Below are 23,702 nucleotides of genomic sequence, written 5' to 3'. Positions count from 1 at the left end.
ATTAAATGCAAAGTGGCTCCAGAAAATAGTGTTGATATATGTAATGTGTTACAGCAAATAAAACAGATCGCGAACCATGAAATAAGAATGCTATCATTCACATCAGACGCGGCAGGCAACTGCTGGCACACGCATTCACCCCGGAGCACCTGATGAACAACGACATTCCGCTAAAATATTATGATATCGCCGACGAGTACGCGACCGAGGCCGCAAAGTCGGTGAGCGATGCCGAACGCGACGCGCTGGCGCATTACTTCCAGCAGTTGATCACTCGTTTGATGAACAACGAAGAGATCAGTGAAGAAGCGCAGCAGGAGATGGCAACCGTGGCCGGCGTCGACCCACTGCGTATCGATGATATCGCGGAGTTCCTCAATCGCTGGGGTAACGAGTAGCCAAAGACATGGCCTGTGTTTTACACTGCGCGCAAATTGAGTAGATATACTCTACGAGTATTAGGTTTAATCAGGCGGAAACAGCAATGAACGGAACAATCACAACGTGGTTTAAAGATAAAGGCTTTGGATTTATCAAAGATGAAAACGGCGACAACCGCTATTTTCATGTGATTAAGGTTGCTAATCCTGAGCTGATCAAGAAAGACGCGGCGGTGACCTTCGAGCCTACCACCAACAACAAAGGCTTGTCTGCCTATGCGGTAAAAGTCATACCAGACAGCAAATACATCTATATCGCAGGCGAGCGTCTGAAGCTCACGGCGATCAAGTCATACCTGGTCTACAGCGAAGAAGTCCCTGCTGAGACTCGTATCGACAAAGAAAATGCGGTGCTGTCTGTTGGCGTGCTGATGAATAGCATCCGACCGAAATCAGACGTCAAGCCTGGCGAAATGCGCACGCTGAAAAAGCTGGCGATCACCACCTTCCAGGGGACGACGCTGATTTTCTCGGAAGATGAAATCGATATCGACGAGACGGTGAAACTGCTTAAGGTCTGAAGCCCTGCGGACTGAATGAATACCGAAATCCTGCTCTTTATTGAAACGGGGTTTCGGTATTTTTATTTCGGCGTGGGAAGAACAACGTTGTGCCAGAAACAGACATCCAGTTGAGTTGGATACGTCTAATGACCACATATGGTGTTTACTTTCTCTGTAATAAATCCCATCGATTACCATAGAGGTCCTCAAAAACAACAACGGTACCGTATTCTTCTTCTCTGGGGGCTTCGCAAAACTGAACGCCAGCCAACTTCATTGCATTGTAATCATGCCAAAAATCATCGGTTTGCAGAAACAGGAATACGCGTCCGCCACATTGGTTACCGATGAATGCTTCCTGAATCTCATTAGCCGCTCTGGAAAGTAACAAATGACAGTCACTGTCGGGGTTCGGTGATACCACAACCCAACGTTTCCCCGGTTGCGGAGTATCTTCAATCAGGGTAAAACCGAGCTTATTTGTGTAGTAATCGATAGCTCTGTCGTAATCATCGACAACAATCGAAATATATCCCAGACATTTTTTATTCATTTTTAATAGGCCACCCAGTTTCAACTTACTATTTGTACTTGCTATTTTATCATTAACTGCAGCGCTTTTAAGCATTCTGCCAAAAAGTTATTTCCTTACTTTCGTTATTACCCTCCTGACCAATTCCTCTATTTTTATGCAACCTTTGGATTTACCACGTCATCCATCAGTATGTAACGTGCTTCCTGGCGTGAGTAGTGATCGATTAACGGTACAAGTCGTCGGAAATGTTCGCTGGCACAATGTTCATCGAGAGCCGCGTGGTTTGGCCATTCTTCGATAAAAACAAAATGGCCCGGATCTTTTTCATCAATATAGAGGTCATATGCAATGCACTGCGGTTCTTTCTTCGTTGCCGATATTAGCTCACGATACAAAGGGAGAACGGTTTCAATGAACTCAGGTTTGATGAAATCTTCGGCAATGACCTTTAACATGCAGCCTCCTGGCTGAAAATGAATGCACACTATGCGATGAAGATATATTTAGAGCAAGACGCCACAGTGTTATTTCGGTCAGCGAGTGAGTTATTCCAGCTATCAATCAGATGATCCGCAAATCGCAAAGGCCGATCCCGGCCAGCGGTGCTTAAGCACTCATTCGGTTGTATGAGCGGGGAGATACGGTTCCCACTTCCGGGTGAGCGTCAGCCGACGACCACGTTGCCAGAGTTTATATAAAGTCTGGCAACGGAGGTGTTATGAGCTGGCGGCCCTTTTTGTATTTGATTATTAATCCTCACCCGATATTAAGCGCCCGGCGTGGTCATCTGCGTCTGGTACAGGGTTGACTTTGCATTCTGTTAACAAACGCGGTATAACAAACCTTCTTTGGATGTTTAGATGTCCATACGTTTAGAAGGTTATATGCAAACAACACAACAAAATGCGCCACTGAAGCGCACAATGAAAACGCGTCACCTGATTATGCTCTCCTTAGGCGGCGTGATTGGCACAGGGTTATTCTTTAATACCGGGTACATCATCTCCACCACCGGAGCGGCGGGAACGCTGCTGGCCTATCTGATTGGTGCGCTGGTGGTCTGGCTGGTTATGCAGTGTCTGGGCGAACTGTCGGTGGCGATGCCGGAGACGGGGGCGTTTCACGTCTATGCAGCGCGCTATCTTGGCCAGGCAACGGGGTATACCGTGGCCTGGCTTTACTGGCTGACCTGGACCGTGGCGCTGGGGTCGAGTTTTACCGCCGCCGGATTTTGTATGCAGTACTGGTTTCCACAGGTGCCGGTATGGGTTTGGTGTGTGTTGTTCTGCGTGATTATTTTTGGCCTGAACGTTATCTCCACGCGCTTTTTTGCCGAAGGGGAGTTCTGGTTCTCGCTGGTAAAAGTTGTCACTATCATCGCCTTTATCATCCTCGGTGGGGCGGCGATTTTCGGTTTTATCCCGATGCAGGATGGTTCCCCCGCGCCGGGGCTGAGTAACATCACGGCAGAAGGCTGGTTCCCGCACGGCGGCTTACCGATCCTGATGACTATGGTGACAGTGAACTTTGCTTTTTCGGGCACCGAGCTTATCGGCATTGCCGCGGGTGAAACAGAAAACCCGCGCAAGGTTATCCCGGTGGCGATTCGTACCACCATCGCGCGGCTGATTATTTTCTTTATTGGCACCGTGTTTGTGCTGGCAGCGCTGATCCCGATGCAGCAGGCGGGCGTGGAGAAAAGCCCGTTTGTGCTGGTGTTTGAGAAAGTAGGGATTCCGTACGCCGCCGATATTTTTAACTTCGTGATCCTGACGGCCATCCTGTCTGCGGCGAACTCCGGGCTGTACGCTTCCGGGCGCATGCTGTGGTCGCTGTCGAATGAACGTACGCTGCCAGCCTGTTTTGCCCGAGTGACGAAAAACGGTGTGCCGCTGACGGCACTGTCGGTCAGTATGCTCGGCGGCGTGCTGGCGTTGTTTTCCAGCGTGGTGGCTCCGGATACGGTATTTGTTGCGCTGTCGGCAATCTCCGGATTTGCGGTGGTGGCGGTGTGGCTGAGCATATGCGCCTCGCATTTTGTTTTTCGACGCCGTCATCTGCAACAAGGTAAGGCATTGAGTGAATTACATTATCGTGCGCCGTGGTATCCGCTGGTGCCGGTATTAGGTTTTGTGCTGTGCCTGGTGGCCTGTGTAGGGCTGGCATTCGATCCAGCGCAGAGAATTGCGTTGTGGTGCGGGTTACCGTTTGTCGCGTTGTGCTATGGTGCTTATTTCCTTACTCAACCCCGTAACGCAAAACAGGAGCCAGAACATGTCGCAGAATAATCCGTTACGCGCTCTCCTTGATAAACAGGATGTCCTGTTGCTGGATGGCGCGATGGCGACGGAGCTGGAAGCGCGAGGGTGTAACTTAGCCGACAGCCTGTGGTCAGCCAAAGTGCTGGTAGAAAACCCGGAGCTTATCCGCGAAGTTCATCTTGACTATTACCGGGCGGGGGCGCAATGCGCGATCACCGCCAGCTATCAGGCGACGCCGGCGGGCTTTGCCGCGCGAGGTCTGGATGAAGCGCAGTCGAAAGCGCTGATTGGCAAAAGCGTGGAGTTGGCGCGTAAAGCCCGTGAAGCATATCTGGCAGAGAACCCGCAGGCGGGCACGCTGCTGGTGGCGGGATCCGTCGGGCCTTACGGCGCGTATCTGGCGGATGGCTCTGAATACCGTGGCGATTATCAGTGCAGCGCCGAGGCGTTCCAGGCGTTTCATCGCCCGCGTGTGGAAGCCTTGCTGGATGCCGGGGCCGATCTGCTGGCCTGTGAAACCCTGCCAAATTTTGCCGAAATTCGCGCACTGGCTGAGTTGTTGACCGCGTATCCGCGTGCGCGGGCATGGTTCTCGTTTACCCTGCGCGACAGCGAGCACCTGAGCGACGGTACGCCGCTGCGCGACGTGGTCGCTTTCCTTGCGCAATATCCGCAGGTGGTGGCGTTAGGCATTAACTGCATTGCGCTGGAGAACACCACTGCCGCGTTGCAGTATTTACACAGCTTAACGGCGCTGCCGCTGGTGGTGTATCCGAACTCGGGCGAGCATTACGATGCGGTCAGCAAAACCTGGCACCATCACGGTGAGCATTGCGCGCAACTTGCGGATTATCTGCCGCAGTGGCAGGCCGCAGGCGCAAGGTTGATTGGCGGATGCTGTCGCACCACGCCTGCGGATATTGCCGCGCTAAAAGCGCGAAGCTGAGAGTTTATCGGGCCTACAGTGAATGATGTGGCGATACGGCTGGATTGTTGATCAGATATAGGGTGCATTGATATAAAATTAAAGAAGGGACTCCAATGGAGTCCCTTTATTCAAAATGCAATAAACATACTTAGCAACACAGGAATACATAAAATCCACAGTACTGCTTCAATTTTAAATCCTAGTGTTAATTTGCAAGGCAAGCCTCTTATTAAATTGTAACCCTCTATGCTCATACCATAATTAGAAATTTTATTATATTTGAAAATTAAAGTCTCCATAATAAACGCGACTTTAGTCAAATATAATCCTGGTGTGGTAAATAGACTTGCATTTTTACATATTATTGCTGTAACAGGTAATGGTCCGATTTCCTTTTCATAGATATCAACAATTTTTTTATATGCTATTTTGTTGTAAAAATAAAAGGTTATTATTAATAATCCATTAAGCATTAAAGCAAAGCTAATGATAATTTTTATATCATCTTTATTTTGAATGAAAAAAGTTTTCATAGATAATATGATCTCCTACATAATTACCTAATTTTTCACCAGCGTCCTCGCCATATTTTTCTGCAATCTTACCTGACGTAATAGTAACACCGACCCCTGTAACAAAACACAGAGTAGCACCGACACCGCCTGCTTCTATAGTAGAAATCCCTAATACCCAGGTACAAAGCGCAGTCGCAGCACGCCCTGCAACAGCTCCTGCCAGTATACTACTGCCCTGTTTTAAACCAAACTTACTATATTCTGTTATCGCCGCTTTTTTACAAGCACTTTCACGACCTTTTGAACAAGCGTCATAAACATTTGATGTATATCCGGCAAAATCTAAACCTATGCCAACAAAACCAACTGTTTTCATTAGATTCATTAGTTTTGCCGAGCGCTCAATATATGTAGCATAACCTTCAATATTATCTATTCCCGTTTTATCCCATTTATACATAATTGAACTTGTAGATAAACCTAATGCTTTTTTAATGCTATTATATTCTTCTAATTTAAGCTGGGTTTTTGAAAATTTGTTTAAAACAGCATCTAGCTTTTTAAACAGTCTTGCCCGTTGACCAAAGAATTCTTCCCCCGATATAATTCCTTTGTTGTGGCCATACGTATCTTTATACAACTCCTGAATTTCAATTAATATTTTTTTTATTTCTTCGTAATAACTTTTACCTACTTCACTAATATAACCAAAACCATCTCCAGCATTTCCTAAATAATCACCGAAAAGTTGATATGAAAATGCATCCACGGCTCCTCTGTTATCATGCAATAACTTTGCATCCTGCAAGGTAAGTGGGGCCAGAGCTTTATCAATTCGATCACGCGCTTTTTGCAATGTTTCAATCTGTTGCTGATCTTGCTTTTCAGGATCAACAACAATCAGAATTGAACCAGGTTGTTTTTTCATATCAGGGTTCAGTTTGTGATACAGCTCTCTCGTACCCTCGGGGGGGTTAACGAAAATATACGGCTCATATGTTGATGGCTTTGACTCATAGGGCAATACACAAAATCCCCCATCGACAGGCTCACGAGGCGGTTTATCCTCTTCACCCGGACAATATGGTCCAGGTGCCATCGTGAGCGGTTTTGGCGAGTTCTGCGGCGCTACAGAGACCACTCTGTTTGTGACTGGCTTAGGTGCGGAGAGAACTTCACTCTCATAGAAATAAGTGACATTTGAAATTGAGTTAATAAATCTGCATTTGCAGGGGCATGTGCCAACGCTATGTGCTGTTCCGGCAGCTTGAACACCATGTATAAAATAACCCGGTTGTCCTCCTACTATGTGGTAGAGTTTTTTATCTTTACCGCATATATAGCTATCGCCATGTCGTGCCGTTGGCTGTCCGTCGAGTATATGATTAGTACAACCTGTTAAAATAGTACCACCGCAGGTTGTTTTATCACCGACCCTTAAAAAATATGCAATTCCCATACAATTCTCATTTTAATAAAGTTAAGTTTTCCGGATTGCAAAAAATCCAGTCATTTTTCCATGTTGTCATGTAAATACAATCTTCGATTTTATTTGATTCTTTGAATTGCATATTATTATAAGCGATTAGACTTTGTTCTTTTAAATAGTCATTATGATAATTACATTGCGATTGAGTATGACTTAGAAAATCAGGGAGTCTTTTCTTCCACATTTGATGAAATCTATCTGTAACTTCTTCAGGTATTTTTAGGGTAGGGAATTTTTCATTTTCACTGAAACTGCTAAAAGTATATTTGACGGGGATTATAACTTGAGCCAGATGATAACCATGATATATAATATTGTATTGTTTATCAGCCCATAAACCCGCACTCAACAGCAGATAATAATCATCACTATTTTTGATGATTTTATTATTTTTTACCATTTCCTCAATGTTAAAATCATTCAGTGCATATACGCTCCACTTTTCATTAAATTTTTTCTATAGGTAAACAGAGTAAATTGATGCTTCCATCTTTGAATAAAAGATTAAAATCCCCTCGATACTTCGATCGTATTTCCTCCACAACGGTTCTAACATTTTTTCGTTTTTATGCGTTGTTTTGTTGTATATCCCGCTGACACGACCCAATACCCATAATTCGTGCTCGCTTATATATTGAGTGATTTGGTTTTCTTCCTGGTAAAAATACATTTTTGAATCTCTCTCATCCGTTGAAAGCGTGATGACATACTATTTTCTCTGTAAAAGTTGTGCGGCTGATCGCATAAGTAATAAAAAAGCCTGAATCCATTTAAGGATGATTCAGGCTTGGAATAATTAAGTTTATCTGTATTTATTTAATAAATATTTTATAAGAATTTTTCCTTCTCTATAATCAAATTAATTTTATCTGGTCCGTTGTTTGATCGTAGCCCGGCACAAATCATGCCGCATCCGCCAGGACAAACATGCCGTACGGGTGGATTTCGAGGTAATACTGCTCGCCGACGTCCGGTTGCAGACGCGTAGCATTGACCTGCAATAAAATCTCCTGCCCGTGCCACTCCACCGTGACCTCATACTGGGGTCCCATATACGCGACGTGGCGGATCACGCAGCGCTGACTCTCTTCACCGCGATCGCTGAGCGTGATCGCTTCCGGACGCACGCCGACCATGCCTTCACCTTGTGTATCAAAGTGCAGCGGGCGCGGCAGATGATAGCCGTAGATATCAACGTATTTGTCGCTGAAGGTAGCCGGGAACAGGTTGGCATCGCCCATAAAGCTCGCCATAAAACGGGAGGCGGGCTGGCGATAGAGATCCTGCGGTGAGCCGATCTGCATGATATGTCCTTTGTTCATCACCAACACGGTATCAGAAACCGCAAAGGCTTCGCTCTGATCGTGGGTGACGTACAGCGAGGTGATATCAAACTGCTTTTGCAGTTCGCGGATCTTGTCGCGCATGCTGCGACGCAGGTTGGCGTCGAGGTTACTTAACGGCTCATCAAACAGCAGCACTTTCGGTTTGAGGATCAACGCGCGAGCCAGCGCCACGCGCTGTTGCTGACCGCCGGAGATCTGATCGACAAAGCGGTCTTCGAAACCCTCCAGATCCACCATCGCCAGTGCCTCTTTGACGCGAGCTTTCACCTCTGCGCGCGACACGCCGAGCATCTTCAGGCCATAACCGACGTTCTCCCCCAGCGACATATGCGGGAACAGGGCATAGGACTGAAACACCATACAGATATCACGCTGCTGAATAGAGCGATGAGTGACGTCTTCGCCATCAATGTAAATCTGTCCTTCGCTCGGTTTTTCCAGCCCGGCGACCAGGCGCAATATGGTGGTTTTGCCGCAGCCGGATGGGCCGAGCAGGGTCACCATTTGCCCCTGCGGGATGGTGAGGTTGATATTGTCTATTACCGTATTACTGCCAAATCGTTTAGTGACGTTGCGCAGTTCAACGAAATTTTTCTGAGTCATAGTGCGCTCCATTACGCCTGGTTTTTGGCTTTTGAACGGGAGGTACGTGATTCACCGATCAGCCAGTCAAAGATGAAAATAATCGCCAGCATCACCACGATCAGAATGGAACCGTAGGCAATCGCCACGCCGTATTCGCCGTCTTCCACGCGGTTCAGGATGTAGGCCGTCGCCACGCGGGTATCCGGGGTGACGAGGAACACAATGGCGCTGACGGTGGTAATGGCGCGCACAAAGCTGTAAATCAACGCCGAGAGGATCGCCGGGCGCAGCAGCGGCAGCAGAATGTGTGTAATGGTGCGCAGAGAACCGGCGCGCAGGCTGAGCGAGGCTTCATCGAGCGATTTATCGATTTGGCCTAAGCCCGCGATACCCGCCCGGATACCGACCGGGACGTTACGCATCACCATCGAGATGATCACGATGGCGGCGGTGCCGGTGAGATACACCGGGGCGCTGTTAAAGGCCAGAATGTACGATACGCCCGCGACGGTGCCCGGAACGGCAAAGCACAGCATAGTGGTGAACTCGATGGTCTTTTTGCCTTTAAACTGCTGGCGCACCACAATCCACGCGATCAGCAGACCGAAAATCGCGGTGATCGGCGCGGCAATCCCGGCGTAGAGCAGGGTGTCGAGCAGTGAAGGCCACGCGCCGTCGCTCATCCCCTGACCGAACAGTTTGGTAAAGTTCGCCAGCGTCAGGGTGTAGTCCACGCCCCAGTTGACGGTGAAACTGCCGTAGAAAATGCTGCCGTAGAGCAGGGCGTTAAAGGCAATCCACACCGCCAGCAGTGCGACCACGCTCCACACCAGCGTGACTGGTAGCGGCTGCACGTCGCCCCGGTAGGATTTACCGGAAACGGTGACGTACGAGCGTTTACCAATCCACATATACTGCACGCAGAACACCAGCAGCGAGAACAGTAGCAGGAAGGCACCCAGCGTACTGGCGGCCTGGTAGTCGAGCTGCGAACCGGTGATGTAGAAGTAAATTTGCGTAGCCAGCACGTCGAAGTTACCGCCGAGCACCAGCGGGTTGCTAAAGTCGGCCAGCGACTGCACCACCACAATTAAAAAGGCGTTCGCCAGCGCCGGTTTCAGCAGCGGGACAAACACGCCGTTAAAGGTCTGCCAGCGGCTGGCGCGCAGGGTATATGACGCCTCTTCCAGCGATGGATGAATGGTTTTGATTGCTCCATCGAGGATCATAAACGCCATTGGCGTAAAGGCCAGCACCTGCGCCAGCCAGATACCAGTAAAACCATACAGCCAGTTGGTGTTGGTTAAACCAAACCATTCGACCATAAATTCGGTGATGTAACCGGAGCGTCCCATCATCAGCGTGACGCCTAAACCGACGACAAACGGCGGGGTGACGATCGGCAAAATCGAGAAAATACGTCCGATGATGGCGCTGCGTCTGGCGATACGAGTGGTATAGATAGCCAGTACCAGACCAAAGAAGGTACAGCCGACGCCGACGGCAATCGACAGCATAATTGAGTTGAGGATCACCTGAATGATATGCGCTTGCGACAGCACATTCATAAACGCCAGCGGGGCAAATTCTCCGGCGTCGTTGGTGAACATCGGAATGAAAATGGCGATGCTCGGCCAGACGATAAAAATACCGATCAGAGCGACTATCGCGGTGAGCGAGCCGATGACGAAACGGTCGCCGCCCAGCCATTCCAGGCGAGTGAGCGCCAGGGTCATGATTGCGCCAAGTGCCACAAACAACACGATGGTGGCATAGCCTAAGCCGCGGCCCTCAAGGGTGGCGCTGGCGACGATAAAGGCCATACAGAAAAATGCCCATCCCGCGTCAAGATAATGGCGGTTGCGCTGCTCGCGTCTGGCTTCATGGAATGGACGCACCAGCAACAGGCTTGGCAGCAGATACCAGAGCCAACTGATATTGAACTGTGACCAGCCGTAGGCGGCGAGTATTTCTTCGCGCGTGGACTCCAGCAGACCATAGTCCAGGCTCCAGCTCGGAAGCAGGGCAAACGCCAGCCAGCCGAGCAAAACCCAAAGGAATATCGCATCCCGTTTTTTCACGGGATGGAGTGCAAGTGTGTGTGACATAGCGTTTCCGGTAATCCAGGCCGGGTAAGGCGTTTGCGCCACACCCGGCAAATGAACGTAACGTGGGCTTATTTACCCATCTTAACTTCGCTAACCCACTTATTGATCAACGCCTTACGTACGTCGGTCGAGCCGTACTTATCCATGTCGTAATTGATAAGCTTCAGGTCGTCGAGCTTCAGTGAGTTAGGAGAGGTCTCGGCGGTGGTGTTGGTCAGGATCTGATAGGATTTGCCTTTCTTCCACGCCAGCTCCTGTGCGTCTTTCGACAGCACCCAGTCAACGAACAGTTTGGCGTTGTCGGCGTTGCGCGCGCCTTTCAGGATGCTTACGCCGCCAATTTCATAGCCAGTACCTTCGCATGGGGAGATTAGCTCCAGCGGCGCGCCCTGTTCTTTCTCCAGCGAGTAGTCGTGCAGGAAACCGATGCCGATAGCCGTTTCTCCACGAGCGGCGTTACGCGCCGGGGCAATGCCGGATTTGGTGTACTGGGAGACGTTGGCGTTGAGCTGTTTCAGGTAGTCAAAAGCCTGATCTTCACCCCATAGCTGGGCAAAGGTCGCCAGCGCGGTGTAGGCGGTACCAGAGCTTTGCGGGTCAGCAATCTGAATTTCGCCTTTGTATTCCGGTTTGGTCAGATCCTTCCAGCATTTTGGTACCGGCAGGTTTTTCTCTTTCAGGCGCTGGGTATTGACGCCAAAGCCCAGAATCCCGACGTAAACCGCCGAAGAGAGGTTACCTTTTACCTTCGCGGGATCGCGGAATTTCTCCATAATCTGCTCGAGGTTTGGTGATTTATACGGCTGCAGCAGACCCATTTCACCGGCCTGAGACTGCGGATCCAGCGTACCGCCGTACCATACATCCGCCTGCGGGTTTTTCTTCTCGGCATCGACTTTCGCCAGCGTACTGCCCGAGCCGTTACGAATGAATGAGGTTTTCACATCATATTTTTCACCGAAGGCTTTGGTTTCGGTTTCGCACATCTCGTTGGTGGCGCTGCAATACACCACCAGACGACCCTGTGCCTGGGCTGCGTTGCTGAAAGCCGCCAGCGTCAGAGCGGAAGCAATCAGGGTAGAGGTAAGCGTCAGTTTCATTGTTTTATCCTTTGACTGAGAGAAGGGGTAATGCCCGCAATGAGCAGAGGCATCAGCAATAAACCCATAAAGACAGCGGCAACCGAGAGCAAACTGAACATTCCCGACCAGCCGTAATGTTCTATGACCAGCGACAGCGGCCAACCCGCCAACGCGGCCCCCAGATAGGCGAACAGCCCGAGAAAACCGGTAATTGAACCTGCCGCCGCTTTGTGTCCGCATTCAACGGCTGCGAGGCCAATTAGCATCTGTGGGCCAAACACAAAAAAGCCCACGGTAAAGAAACACACGGCCAGTAGCGCGTAGTGGTGTACCGGCGCCAGCCACAGCGCGGCGACAGACACCATCAGTCCCAGTGTGAACAGTAAAATCATCGGCGCACGCTGACCGCTGAACAGCAGATCCGATCCCCATCCGGCAAACAGCGCCCCCAGCAAGCCGCCGACTTCAAACAACATCACCGTGGCATTGGCGCTGAGCAGATTCACGCCGTGGCTTTCCGTCAGCCAGATGTTGCCCCAGTCGTTGAGCGCAATGCGAATCAGATAGACCAACACATACGACACGCCGAGCAACCAGATCATCGGGTTTTTCAGCATGGTGGTGCGTAACATTTGCCACAGCCCCATCGGCGGGCTTTGCTGCTCCTGACGCAGTTCCAGCGGGTCATGACGCCATTCCCCAACCGTCGGTAATCCTTCTTCCCGGGGAGTGCCTTTCAATTGCAGAGTGAGCCAGATTCCCAGTGCCATGCTGATTATCCCCGGTGCCAGCATGGCTGCCTGCCAGCCCCACCAGTGGGCGGCAAAAGCGCTAATCAGCGGGATAATGGCGCCACCGATATTGATCGACATATTCCAGCAGCCCCACCAGAATCCGCGTTCGTTGCGCGAGTACCAATGGGTCAGCAGGCGGGCGCAGGGCGGCCAGCCCCAGCCCTGAAAAAATCCGTTCAGCGTCCAGACCACCAGCAGCAGCGTCAGTGATTCACCAAAGGCGAACAGCACGTTTAAAACGCCGGTGGCAAACAGGCCAATCCCCATAAATGCGCGTTGTCCGTGGCTGTCGTGCCACAGCCCGGCGGTAAATTTCGACAGACCATAGGTCAGATAAAACAGTGACCCGAGCAGGCCGATATCGCCTTTATCCAGACCCAGATCCGTTTGCAGCGCCGGGAGGACGTAGTTAACGCTTTTGCGCGTCAGATAAAACGCGGCGTAGCCTATCACCATACACATCAGCAGCCGGGGGCGTAGCGTCCGGTATTGTTGGTCTGTTTCGCTGGCTGAGCGTGCGTGCATGGCAGTCTCCGTTTGTGCTGACTATAGGAAAGTGAAAGCAAAAGGGGATGAGAGAAAGTCCGCAGTGACTAAGACTTTTTCCTGGTTAGCGGCTGATTTGTTGCAAATTTGTGGGCAGGTTAACAATTACGTGCGTGCCGTTGTTTGATTCGAGCGTCAGTTCGCCGCCAAGGGCGCTCACCCGCTCACGCATCCCCTGGATACCGAAACCGGGAATTTTTTCAGGCAGAATACCAACGCCGTTGTCAGCGACATCCAGAAACAAACGTTGTTCCCGCTGGCGCAGCGTAATCGACACGTCGCTGGCGTTCGCATGTTTACAGACGTTATTGAGTAACTCCTGTAGCAGGCGATACAGCGTGAAGCGCACCGTTTCGTTTTCTGGCGTATTCTCTAGCTGATAATCAAAGCGACAGCGAATACCGCGTTCAGCAAAAGCAAATTCATTCACCAGATGATGTAGTGCATCTTTAAAGGCCAGTTCATCGAGCGCGGGTGGGCGTAGCTGGCGCAGCAACTGGCGGGTGGAATGGTGAATGCGCCGGGCAAGGTTGTTGATCTGATTTGCCGCTTCGAGCGTTTGCTCAGGGCCTGGCGCGCGTTTGACCAGTTGCGACTGAATTTGAATGGCGGTGATGTTCTGCCCAATTTCGTCATGCAGCTCCCGCGCCAGGCTTTTGCGCGTATTTTCTTCGGTGCGGATCAGCTGTTCGGTCAGCGCGCGTCGTGCCGCCAGTTCGGTTTCCAGACGCTGGCGATAATGGTGCAAATTTTGCGCCAGATGCTGCTGGCGGCTGATGGCGATCCCCAGCCCTATACCCAGTAGCGCCTGGGTGGCGAGAAAAATTTCCAGCTCTAGTAAGTTACTGAACCCGACGCCGATTTGCCGGGCGATGGTGATCATCATACTGCCGAGCAATCCGGATAACACGCCGCCCTGCCAGCCAAATTTCCACGCCATCACCACGTTCGGTAAGAACACCACGATCAGCAACAGGCGCTCGATCTCCGGCGACAGAACCATCTGAGTGCCGATGCCAATAATAAAAAACAGGCTGCACCAGATGATAAGCGAAGTGCGCAGCGGGGGATTGGTGGTATCCAGTCCGAGCAGATGATAGCGGTGCTGCTGGCGCAAAAATTCATAGATCAGATAGACAAACGGCGTCAACAGCACGCCGCCGGTAAACGACGCCAGACCTATTAACGTCGCCGGGCTTTGAATAAACGGTGAAAGCAGGGCGGTATTGAGCAATGAAGTGATCGTCACGGCGGCCAGCAGCAGGGTTAAGCGCTGCCAGTAAAGGGGGAATCGGTGCCAGTATGACTGGCCGATGCTCGCCGGAATCAGGCTAATTAATGGTGCAGCCAGCAGGATATAGCCATTCAGTAATTGCTCGCTGTGCAGCCAGAGCAACATCAACACCGGCGGCAGAACCAGCGCGGGCCAGTAACGGCGAGAAAGCAGGATTAACAGCGCGAGATAGACGCCGTGCGGTAGAAATAGCGCCGCTTGCTGGCCGTTGTGGGTCAGATAAAACCCCAGCGTCCACAGCATCAGCCAGCCCGATCCCCAGGCCAGCAGAATAAACAGAGAAATAACCCAATGCCGAAGGTTACGCGACATTAATGCCCCGTCAATAGCTGGTGGTCGAGCGCAAAATGCACCAGATCGATGGTGCTATGGCATTGCAGTTTGCCCAACACGTTCGCCCGATGAACGTGCACCGTCTTGTGGCTGAGATCGAGTTTGAAGGCGATCTCTTTCACGCTGTCGCCTTTGACCAGCAGATCAAACACTTCGCGCTCGCGTGGGGTCAGTACTTCCAGGACCTGCGCGGGCTGTTCGCCGCCGCGTAGCGCACGCAGCGCATCGGCGCACAGGTAATGCCCGCCCATACCTACCGAACGTACCGCCTGCACCAGTTCCTCCGGTCCGCAGCGTTTGGTCAGGTAGCCGCTGGCGCCGGCATCCAGCGCGCTTTGCACAAACGTGGGCGAGTCATAAATGCTGAGAATTATGGCGCGAAAACCGGGCTTCTGCGCCCGCAGTCGTTTTAACAGGCTCAGGCCATTTTCATCCGGCATGGCGATGTCCATCACCGCCACGTTGACGTCATCATGCATTAACGCAGGCCACGCCAGGGCCGCGCTGCTGAACTGGCCGATGACGTTGAGATCGTCTTCGAGACTGAGTAATTGCGCAAAGCCGGAACGCACCACCACATGGTCATCCACCAGCACAACATGAATCATGATATTGCTCTCTTGCCTGATAATGGCGTCTATGATGCCTGTCAGCGCCGCACTGGCAATCACCGTGGCGCGGATATGTAACGAATGTAACAAAATTGCAATAATTTGCCGGGTGTTATAGCGAGTGTAGGCCTGATAAGCGCAGCGCATCAGGCATATGATTACCGGATGGCGGCGCAAGCGCCTTATCCGGCCTACGTTCTGTAATGAGCGAAATAGCTAACTATTGCCGCTTTTTTTCTAAAAACAGATCGCTATTAGCCAGAATTTTTAATTCCTTTATCAAATTGTGCCGCAACGAAATACTGCCCTCATAACAAGACAGGGGAGCAGACAATCATGGCTATTTCATCGCGTAACGCACTTCTTGCCGCACTGGCATTCATCGCATTTCAGGCGCAGGCGGTGAACGTCACCGTTGCTTATCAGACCTCCGCCGAACCCGCCAAAGTGGCGCAGGCAGATAACACTTTTGCTAAAGAAAGCGGTGCTACCGTTGACTGGCGCAAATTCGACAGCGGCGCGAGCATCGTTCGTGCGCTGGCATCCGGTGATGTGCAGATCGGTAATCTTGGCTCCAGCCCGCTGGCGGTCGCAGCCAGTCAGCAGGTGCCCATTGAGGTTTTCTTGCTGGCGTCAAAGCTCGGCAACTCCGAAGCGCTGGTGGTGAAGAAAAACATCAGTAAACCGGAAGATTTGATTGGTAAGCGCATTGCCGTGCCGTTTATCTCCACCACCCATTACAGCCTGCTGGCGGCGTTGAAACATTGGGGGATCAAAGCGGGGCAGGTTGAGATTGTGAACCTGCAACCACCGGCGATTATTGCCGCCTGGCAGCGCGGAGATATTGATGGCGCGTATGTCTGGGCGCCTGCGGTCAACGCGCTGCAAAAAGACGGTAAGGTGTTAACTGACTCCTCGCAGGTTGGCGAGTGGGGCGCGCCGACGTTGGACGTGTGGGTGGTGCGCAAAGATTTTGCCCAGAAGCATCCTGAAGTGGTGAAAGCCTTTGCCAAAAGCGCTATCGATGCGCAGCAGCCTTATATCGCTAATCCTGATGAGTGGCTGAAGCAGCCGGAAAATATCAGCAAACTGTCGCGTTTAAGCGGGGTAGCGGAGGCGGATGTGCCAGGACTGGTGAAAGGAAATACTTATTTGACGGCGCAGCAGCAAACCGCGGAGTTAACCGGGCCGGTGAATAAAGCGATTATCGATACCGCGCAGTTCCTCAAAGAGCAGGGCAAAGTTCCTGCGGTCGCGACGGATTACAGTCAGTACGTGACCGATCGCTTCGTGCAATAAATAAGGAGGCGCTGATGCTGCAAATTTCTCATCTTGCTGCCAGCTACGGTGGAAAATCGGCGCTGGAGGATATCAACCTGACGCTCGATAGCGGTGAACTGCTGGTGGTACTCGGACCTTCCGGTTGCGGGAAAACCACGTTGTTAAATCTGATTGCCGGGTTTGTGCCGTATCAGCATGGCAGCATTACGTTGGCGGGTAAAAAAGTTGAAGGTCCAGGCGCTGAGCGCGGGGTTGTGTTCCAAAACGAAGGACTGCTACCCTGGCGCAACGTGCAGGATAACGTAGCCTTCGGGCTGCAACTTGCGGGGGTGGAGAAGTCCCAACGCCAACGAATCGCTAAAGAGATGTTGCAGAAAGTCGGGCTGGAGGACGCGGAAAAACGCTTTATCTGGCAACTTTCCGGTGGGCAGCGTCAGCGCGTCGGCATTGCGCGGGCGCTGGCGGCCAACCCGCAGCTATTGCTGCTGGATGAACCCTTTGGCGCGCTCGACGCTTTTACCCGCGAGCAGATGCAAACCCTGTTGCTGAAGCTGTGGTATGAGACCGGCAAACAGGTGCTGCTGATTACCCACGATATCGAAGAAGCCGTGTTTATGGCGACGGAGCTGGTATTGCTGTCGCCGGGCCCAGGCCGGGTGCTGGAGCGTCTGCCGCTGAATTTCGCCCGTCGCTTTGTGGCCGGAGAGTCGAGCCGCAGCATTAAGTCCGACCCGCAGTTTATCGCCATGCGCGAGTATGTGTTAGGTCGGGTCTTTGAACAACGGGAGGCATTCTCATGAGCGTGGTCATTAATGATAAACCCCGCCGCCAGCGCGCACTCAACTGGCGCTGGCCGTTCTCGCGGCAGATTACCTTAAGCCTCGGTACGCTGGCCGTCATTCTGGCGGTGTGGTGGACGGTGGCGGCGCTGCAGTTAATCAGTCCGCTGTTTTTACCTCCACCGGGGCAGGTTTTGCAAAAATTGATAGTCATTGCCGGTCCGCAGGGATTTATGGATGCCACGCTGTGGCAGCATCTGGCGGCGAGTCTGACGCGTATTGTTATCGCGCTGCTGGCGGCGGTGCTGCTGGGCGTTCCGGTTGGGATCGCGATGGGGCTGAGTCCGACGATGCGCGGCATTCTCGATCCGATCATTGAGCTGTATCGTCCGGTTCCGCCCCTGGCCTATCTCCCGTTGATGGTCATTTGGTTTGGCATCGGTGAAACCTCCAAGATCTTGCTGATCTATCTGGCGATTTTCGCCCCTGTAGCGATGTCGGCGCTGGCGGGAGTGAAAAGCGCGCAGCAGGTGAGAGTGCGCGCCGCGCAGTCGCTGGGGGCCAGCCGTAAGCAGGTGCTGTGGTTTGTTATTTTGCCGGGGGCATTACCGGAGATCCTCACCGGGTTACGTATCGGACTTGGCGTGGGCTGGTCGACGCTGGTGGCAGCAGAGCTGATTGCCGCCACGCGAGGCTTAGGATTTATGGTGCAGTCTGCCGGTGAGTTTCTGGCAACGGATGTGGTGCTGGCGGGGATCGCGGTGATTGCCGTTATCGCGTTTATTTTAGAACTGGGTCTGCGCGCGCTTCAGCGCCGCCTGACGCCCTGGCATGGAGAATTACAATGAGTGAACGTCTGAGCATAACCCCGCTGGGACCGTACATTGGCGCACAAATCAGCGGCGCGGATTTAACGCGTCCGCTGAGCGATAATCAGTTTGAACAGCTTTATCACGCGGTATTGCGCCACCAGGTGGTGTTCCTGCGTGAGCAGGTGATTACGCCGCAACAGCAGCGCGCACTGGCGTTGCGTTTCGGCGATCTGCATATTCACCCGGTCTATCCGCATGCCGAAGGGGTAGAAGAGATTATCGTACTGGATACTCATAACGACAATCCGCCGGATAACGACAACTGGCATACCGATGTCACCTTTATTGACACGCCGCCTGCCGGGGCGATTCTGGCTGCAAAAGAGCTGCCATCGACCGGGGGAGACACCCTGTGGACCAGTGGGATTGCCGCTTATGATGCGTTGTCTGAGCCGTTTCGCCAGTTGCTGAGCGGCCTGCGGGCAGAACATGATTTTCGTAAATCATTTCAGGAATATAAATACCGCAAGACGCCAGAGGAGCATCAGCGCTGGCTGGAAGCGGTGGCGAAGCATCCGCCCCTGTTGCATCCGGTGGTGCGTACGCATCCGGTGAGCGGGAAGCAGGCGCTGTTCGTGAATGAAGGATTTACCATGCGAATTGTCGATGTCACGGAAAAAGAGAGCGAGGCGTTACTGAGTTTTTTATTCGCGCATGTCACTAAACCGGAGTTTCAGGTGCGCTGGCGTTGGCAGCCCAACGATGTGGCGATTTGGGATAATCGCGTGACGCAGCATTATGCGAATGCGGATTATCTGCCACAGAGGCGCATTATGCACCGGGCGACAATTTTGGGAGACAAGCCGTTTTATCGGGCGGGATGATTGCCGGCGGCGATTGACTTACCGGGCCTACGATTTGTAGGCCGGATAAAGCGAAACTGCCATCCGGCAACAATGTGATTAGCGCAGGATTTTTTTCTCAGCCAGATCCAGTGCGAAGTAGCTGAAGATCAGATCCGCGCCAGCGCGTTTGATCGAGCCTAAGCTTTCCAGCACCACTTTCTCTTCATCTATAGCACCCGCCATCGCCGCGAATTTGATCATCGCGTATTCACCGCTGACCTGATAAGCGCCAATCGGCAGCTCGGTGCGCTCGCGGATATCGCGCAGAATATCGAGGTAGGCGCCAGCCGGTTTGACCATCAGGCAGTCTGCACCCTGGGCTTCATCCAGCAGCGATTCGCGGATCGCCTCCCGACGGTTCATCGGGTTCATTTGGTAGGTTTTACGATCGCCTTTCAGCGCGGTGCCTGCGGCTTCACGGAACGGGCCGTAGAAAGAAGAGGCAAATTTGGTGGAGTAGGACATGATCGCGGTATCGGTGAAGCCCGCGGCGTCCAGCGCCTGGCGAATAACCTGCACCTGGCCGTCCATTGCGGCGGAAGGGGCGATGAAATCTGCGCCCGCTGCGGCGGCAACGACTGCCTGTTTGCCGAGGTTAGCCAGGGTTAAATCGTTATCAACGCCGTGCTCGCATAACACGCCGCAGTGACCGTGCGAGGTGTATTCACAGAAGCAGGTGTCGGACATGACGATCATTTCCGGTACGGTCTGCTTACAGATACGCGACATGCGCGCCACCAGACCGTCTTCTTTCCAGGCATCGCTGCCGGTGTCATCGGTGTGATGAGAAATGCCGAAGGTCATGACCGAGCGGATGCCTGCATTAGCAATGCGTTCAATCTCGCGCGCCAGGTGCTTCTCCGGAATGCGCATCACGCCGGGCATGGCGTCAATAGCTTTGTAATCGTCGAGTTCTTCTTCAACAAAGATCGGCAACACCAGGTCATTTAAGCTCAGTGTTGTCTCTTCAAACATAGCGCGCAGCGCAGGTGATTTGCGCAGGCGGCGAGGGCGTTGGATTAGGTCTGTCATGGTATGCCTGATGTTTGTGGAATCGAAGGCCGTAGTATACCCGAACCTGAGGGCGGGTGGTTTATGAAAGTTGGCGTTATATCTGGATTTTACGTGGTGCAAGGCTGAATCATTAGAGCAATTTATTCACATGCATAGCAATTTATTCATATTCATTATTTTGTTTGTTCTTGTTTTTATTATTTTAAATATCGATGTATTTATTTGTTTAGCGCGAAATATAACTCTCGAATATTTATTTTTTATTTATTTGAATGCTAGGTGAATCATTTGATAATTATATGTGTTAGATGTCGTGTGTTCCATATCTGATTGAAAGTTATTGTGTTTTTGTTAACTCCTTTTGGCTGACGTAATTCATGGCGTTGTCCGGTTTCGGACAGCGGACAAAGAATAATTGAACCTTTCCGTTGTGAAACCGCATAATCGGTCCTGCGAAACATAAAATGTTTTCTTTGCATTGATAATTGATGGATCAACTATATTACGTCCCTGAGGAGGGATGACAAATGCACACTTGGAAAAAGAAACTTGTAGTCTCACAATTAGCATTAGCCTGCACTTTGGCAATCACTTCTCAGGCGAATGCTTCTACTGATATTTCTGGAACCACGTACACAACGTTCACCCATTATAATGACGCATCTTATGCTGATGGCGTTTACTACGATGGATATGTCGGTTGGAACAATTACGATACTGATAGTATTTATAACGGTGATATTTATCCGGTAATCAATAACGCTACTGTTAACGGCGTTATTTCTACTTATTATCTGGATGATGGACTGTCAACTAACAGCAATAACAACAGCCTGACGATTAAAAACAGTACCATTCACGGTATGGTGACTTCCGAGTGTATGACCACGGATTGTACTAACCGTACGGGTACCGACTATTACTACGATCGTCTGGCGATGAACGTCATCAACTCCACTATCGATGACAACTACGAACATTATACCTACAACGGTACCTATAACGACGCAGCTGATACACACGTTGTCGACGTTTATAACCTGGGTACGGCGATCACTCTGGATCAAGAAGTTGATCTGTCTATCTCCAACAACTCTCACGTTGCGGGTATTACGCTGACTCAGGGTTATGAGTGGGAAGATATTGACGATAACACCGTCAGCACCGGCGTAAACAGCGGCGAAGTGTTTAACAACACCATTGTTGTTACCGATTCTACCCTGACCTCTGGCTCATGGTCTGATGAAGGTACCTCCGGTTGGTTTGGCAACACCAGCAATGCAAGCGACTACAACGGTAACGGCTGGAACGCTAATGATGTCGCATTAGCGGTTATTGCTCATCCGGATGCTGATAACGCGATGCAGACCACTGCCACGTTTGATAACGCTACGCTGATGGGCGATGTGCTGTTCTCCAGCAACTTTGACGAGAACTTCTTCCCGAACGGTGCTGATACTTATCGTGATACCGATGCCGATCTGGATACCAACGGCTGGGATGGTACTGACCGTCTGGATCTGACCCTGAACAACGGCAGTAAGTGGGTTGGCGCGGCCATGTCCGTACATCAGGTTGATGTTGATGGTGACGGCGTTTACGACAGCTATGCTGCAGGCACTGAAGCCACTGCAACGCTGATCGACATCGCTGCCAACAGCCTGTGGCCTTCTTCAACCTACGGTATCGATAGCGACACAACCTCTTATGACGAAAATGGTCATGTGGTTGGCAACGCTGTTTACCAGAGCGGTCTGTTCAACGTCACGCTGAACGGCGCTTCACAGTGGGATACCACCAAAACGTCTCTGATCGACACCCTGAGCATCAATAGCGGTTCCGTCGTCAACGTGGGTGATTCTTCCCTGATTTCTGACTCTATCTCTCTGACCGGTGCTTCTGCACTGAACATCAACGAAGATGGTCATGTTGCGACGGATACGCTGTCTATCGACAACAGTATCGTCACGATTGCTGATGATGTTGCTGCTGGCTGGGGTGTAGGTAGTGCTGCGCTGTATGCCAACACCATCAACGTTACCAACAACGGTGTTCTGGATGTGGGCAACAGCACGGGCGATGCACTGCAGGTTGATACGCTGAATCTGACCAGCTACACCGACGCTTACAACCATGTTAATGCGGGTGTTTTCGACATCAACAGCACTAACTATGTACTGAATGCTGACCTGACCAACGATCGTACCAACGATACGACCCAGGCTAACTACGGTTATGGCGTGATCGCGATGAACTCTGATGGTCATCTGACTATCAATGGTAACGGCGATTCCGACACCTCAGGCGATCAGTCTGAAGTTGATAACTACGGTGACCACGTAGCGGCAGCAACCGGTAACTATAAAGTTCGCATCGATAACGCGACTGGCGCGGGTTCTGTTGCGGATTACAAAGGTAACGAGCTGATCTACGTTAACGACACGAACAGCAACGCGACCTTCTCTGCAGCTAACAAAGCTGACCTCGGCGCTTACACCTATCAGGCTCAGCAGCAGGGTAACACCGTTGTTCTGCAGCAGATGGAACTGACCGACTACGCGAACATGGCGCTGAGCATCCCATCTGCCAACACCAATATCTGGAACCTGGAACAAGACACCGTTGGTACTCGTCTGACTAACGCGCGTCATGGTCTGGTTGATAACGGCGGCGCATGGGTGAGCTACTTCGGTGGTAGCTTCGATGCAGATAACGGCACCATTAACTACGATCAGGACGTTAACGGCATCATGGTCGGTGTTGACTCCAAAATTGATGGTAACAACGCTAAGTGGATTGTCGGTGCCGCAGCAGGCTTCGCGAAAGGTGATATGAGCGACCGTACCGGTCAGGTGGATCAGGACAGCCAGACTGCCTACATCTACTCTTCTGCACATTTCGCCAACAACATCTTTGTTGACGGTAACTTGAGCTACTCTCACTTCAACAACGATCTGTCTGCCAACATGAGCAACGGTCAGTATGTTGATGGCAGCACATCTTCTGATGCCTGGGGCTTTGGCTTGAAACTGGGTTATGACCTGAAGCTGGGTGATGCAGGTTATGTAACGCCTTACGGTAGCGTATCCGGTCTGTTCCAGTCTGGTGATGACTATAAGCTGAGCAACGACATGAAAGTTGACGGTCAGTCTTATGACAGCATGCGTTATGAACTCGGTGTAGATGCAGGTTATACCTTCGCCTACAGCGACGACCAGGCGCTGACCCCGTACTTCAAACTGGCCTACGTTTACGACGACTCTAACAACGATTCTGATATAAACGGTGACTCTATCGACAACGGCGTAGAAGGTTCTGCAGTACGTGTTGGACTGGGTACTCAGTTCAGCTTCACCAAGAACTTCAGCGCCTACACCGATGCTAATTACCTCGGTGGCGGTGATGTCGATCAAGACTGGTCTGCAAACGTTGGTGTTAAATATACCTGGTAAGTACTTTCTCACTGAGAAATATAAGGTAATTTAATTCAGAATAATGCCCGTCACGGATTTGACGGGCATTTATTGCAAGGAATGCGCTC

Annotated in this window: 21 protein-coding genes; 9 read left to right on the top strand and 12 right to left on the bottom strand. The window is 51.4% G+C overall.

The window, feature by feature from the left end:
* Positions 1–152 precede the first annotated feature (152 nt).
* Positions 153–398 (top strand): YmjA family protein, encoded by a 246-nt coding sequence (locus OGW16_RS14225; protein ID WP_043015341.1) that lies wholly within the window; start codon positions 153–155, stop codon positions 396–398.
* 86 nt (positions 399–484) lie between these two features.
* A complete protein-coding gene (locus tag OGW16_RS14220) occupies positions 485–961 on the top strand; it encodes a cold-shock protein (protein WP_016151966.1) in 477 nt (158 codons plus the stop codon).
* Between the two features lie 145 nt (positions 962–1,106).
* On the opposite strand, the gene OGW16_RS14215 is transcribed toward OGW16_RS14220, so the two are convergent.
* Complete coding sequence (locus OGW16_RS14215) at positions 1,107–1,496, bottom strand: VOC family protein (protein ID WP_043017853.1); 390 nt, start codon at positions 1,494–1,496, stop codon at positions 1,107–1,109.
* Positions 1,497–1,630: 134 nt separating this feature from the next.
* Positions 1,631–1,933 carry a putative quinol monooxygenase gene (locus OGW16_RS14210; protein WP_199994231.1) on the bottom strand — a complete coding sequence of 101 codons (303 nt, stop codon included), beginning with the start codon at positions 1,931–1,933 and terminating at the stop codon, positions 1,631–1,633.
* Between the two features lie 429 nt (positions 1,934–2,362).
* Here OGW16_RS14210 and mmuP point away from each other — a divergent pair, with 429 nt between their 5' ends.
* Both mmuP and mmuM read left to right on the top strand, forming a co-directional pair.
* Positions 2,363–3,766 carry an S-methylmethionine permease gene (gene mmuP / locus OGW16_RS14205; RefSeq protein ID WP_286518539.1) on the top strand — a complete coding sequence of 468 codons (1,404 nt, stop codon included), beginning with the start codon at positions 2,363–2,365 and terminating at the stop codon, positions 3,764–3,766.
* Positions 3,753–4,685, top strand: coding sequence for a homocysteine S-methyltransferase (gene mmuM, locus OGW16_RS14200; protein ID WP_181230708.1), 933 nt, complete (start codon positions 3,753–3,755; stop codon positions 4,683–4,685). Before mmuP ends, mmuM begins: the two co-directional genes overlap by 14 nt.
* Before the next feature lie 110 nt (positions 4,686–4,795).
* On the opposite strand, the gene OGW16_RS14195 is transcribed toward mmuM, so the two are convergent.
* From OGW16_RS14195 to OGW16_RS14155, 9 genes are all read right to left on the bottom strand, one after another.
* On the bottom strand, positions 4,796–5,200 hold the full coding sequence (locus OGW16_RS14195) for a hypothetical protein (protein WP_087051657.1): 405 nt from the start codon (positions 5,198–5,200) through the stop codon (positions 4,796–4,798).
* Positions 5,175–6,641 (bottom strand): PAAR domain-containing protein, encoded by a 1,467-nt coding sequence (locus tag OGW16_RS14190; RefSeq protein WP_179947985.1) that lies wholly within the window; start codon positions 6,639–6,641, stop codon positions 5,175–5,177. The genes OGW16_RS14195 and OGW16_RS14190 overlap by 26 nt, the downstream gene beginning before the upstream one ends.
* Positions 6,642–6,648: 7 nt before the next feature.
* A complete protein-coding gene (locus tag OGW16_RS14185; protein WP_286518538.1) occupies positions 6,649–7,071 on the bottom strand; it encodes a hypothetical protein in 423 nt (140 codons plus the stop codon).
* 502 nt (positions 7,072–7,573) lie between these two features.
* Positions 7,574–8,620, bottom strand: coding sequence for a ferric ABC transporter ATP-binding protein (fbpC, locus tag OGW16_RS14180; RefSeq protein ID WP_087051655.1), 1,047 nt, complete (start codon positions 8,618–8,620; stop codon positions 7,574–7,576).
* Between the two features lie 11 nt (positions 8,621–8,631).
* Positions 8,632–10,710 (bottom strand): ABC transporter permease, encoded by a 2,079-nt coding sequence (locus OGW16_RS14175; protein ID WP_043015346.1) that lies wholly within the window; start codon positions 10,708–10,710, stop codon positions 8,632–8,634.
* Positions 10,711–10,778: 68 nt separating this feature from the next.
* A complete protein-coding gene (locus OGW16_RS14170) occupies positions 10,779–11,810 on the bottom strand; it encodes an ABC transporter substrate-binding protein (protein WP_043015347.1) in 1,032 nt (343 codons plus the stop codon).
* Positions 11,807–13,111, bottom strand: a complete 1,305-nt coding sequence (gene uhpC, locus OGW16_RS14165) for an MFS transporter family glucose-6-phosphate receptor UhpC (RefSeq protein WP_043015348.1) — start codon at positions 13,109–13,111, stop codon at positions 11,807–11,809. Before uhpC ends, OGW16_RS14170 begins: the two co-directional genes overlap by 4 nt.
* Positions 13,112–13,196: 85 nt before the next feature.
* Entirely contained in the window at positions 13,197–14,738 is a 1,542-nt protein-coding gene (locus tag OGW16_RS14160) for an MASE1 domain-containing sensor histidine kinase (protein ID WP_043015349.1), read from the bottom strand.
* On the bottom strand, positions 14,738–15,367 hold the full coding sequence (locus tag OGW16_RS14155; RefSeq protein WP_047413572.1) for a response regulator transcription factor: 630 nt from the start codon (positions 15,365–15,367) through the stop codon (positions 14,738–14,740). Before OGW16_RS14155 ends, OGW16_RS14160 begins: the two co-directional genes overlap by 1 nt.
* A gap of 339 nt (positions 15,368–15,706) precedes the next feature.
* On the opposite strand from OGW16_RS14155, the gene tauA reads away from it, so the two are divergent.
* Genes tauA through tauD form a run of 4 tightly spaced genes read left to right on the top strand, consistent with a single transcriptional unit; the run spans position 15,707 to position 19,126 of the window.
* Entirely contained in the window at positions 15,707–16,669 is a 963-nt protein-coding gene (tauA, locus tag OGW16_RS14150; protein ID WP_047413097.1) for a taurine ABC transporter substrate-binding protein, read from the top strand.
* Between the two features lie 14 nt (positions 16,670–16,683).
* A complete protein-coding gene (gene tauB, locus OGW16_RS14145) occupies positions 16,684–17,451 on the top strand; it encodes a taurine ABC transporter ATP-binding subunit (protein ID WP_200007601.1) in 768 nt (255 codons plus the stop codon).
* Positions 17,448–18,278: a taurine ABC transporter permease TauC gene (tauC, locus tag OGW16_RS14140; protein ID WP_075145088.1), complete on the top strand. Its 831-nt coding sequence runs from the start codon at positions 17,448–17,450 to the stop codon at positions 18,276–18,278. The genes tauB and tauC overlap by 4 nt, the downstream gene beginning before the upstream one ends.
* Positions 18,275–19,126 (top strand): taurine dioxygenase, encoded by an 852-nt coding sequence (gene tauD, locus OGW16_RS14135; protein WP_286518537.1) that lies wholly within the window; start codon positions 18,275–18,277, stop codon positions 19,124–19,126. Before tauC ends, tauD begins: the two co-directional genes overlap by 4 nt.
* A gap of 78 nt (positions 19,127–19,204) precedes the next feature.
* On the opposite strand, the gene hemB is transcribed toward tauD, so the two are convergent.
* Positions 19,205–20,179, bottom strand: a complete 975-nt coding sequence (gene hemB, locus OGW16_RS14130; RefSeq protein ID WP_286518536.1) for a porphobilinogen synthase — start codon at positions 20,177–20,179, stop codon at positions 19,205–19,207.
* Positions 20,180–20,688: 509 nt separating this feature from the next.
* On the opposite strand from hemB, the gene ehaB reads away from it, so the two are divergent.
* On the top strand, positions 20,689–23,613 hold the full coding sequence (ehaB, locus tag OGW16_RS14125) for an autotransporter adhesin EhaB (protein ID WP_075145085.1): 2,925 nt from the start codon (positions 20,689–20,691) through the stop codon (positions 23,611–23,613).
* Positions 23,614–23,702 lie beyond the last annotated feature (89 nt).

Origin of the sequence: Citrobacter sp. Ce104 (genome assembly GCF_030334595.1) — a bacterium.
GTDB lineage: Bacteria > Pseudomonadota > Gammaproteobacteria > Enterobacterales > Enterobacteriaceae > Citrobacter > Citrobacter europaeus.
This window is presented reverse-complemented; position numbering and strand designations above follow the sequence as displayed.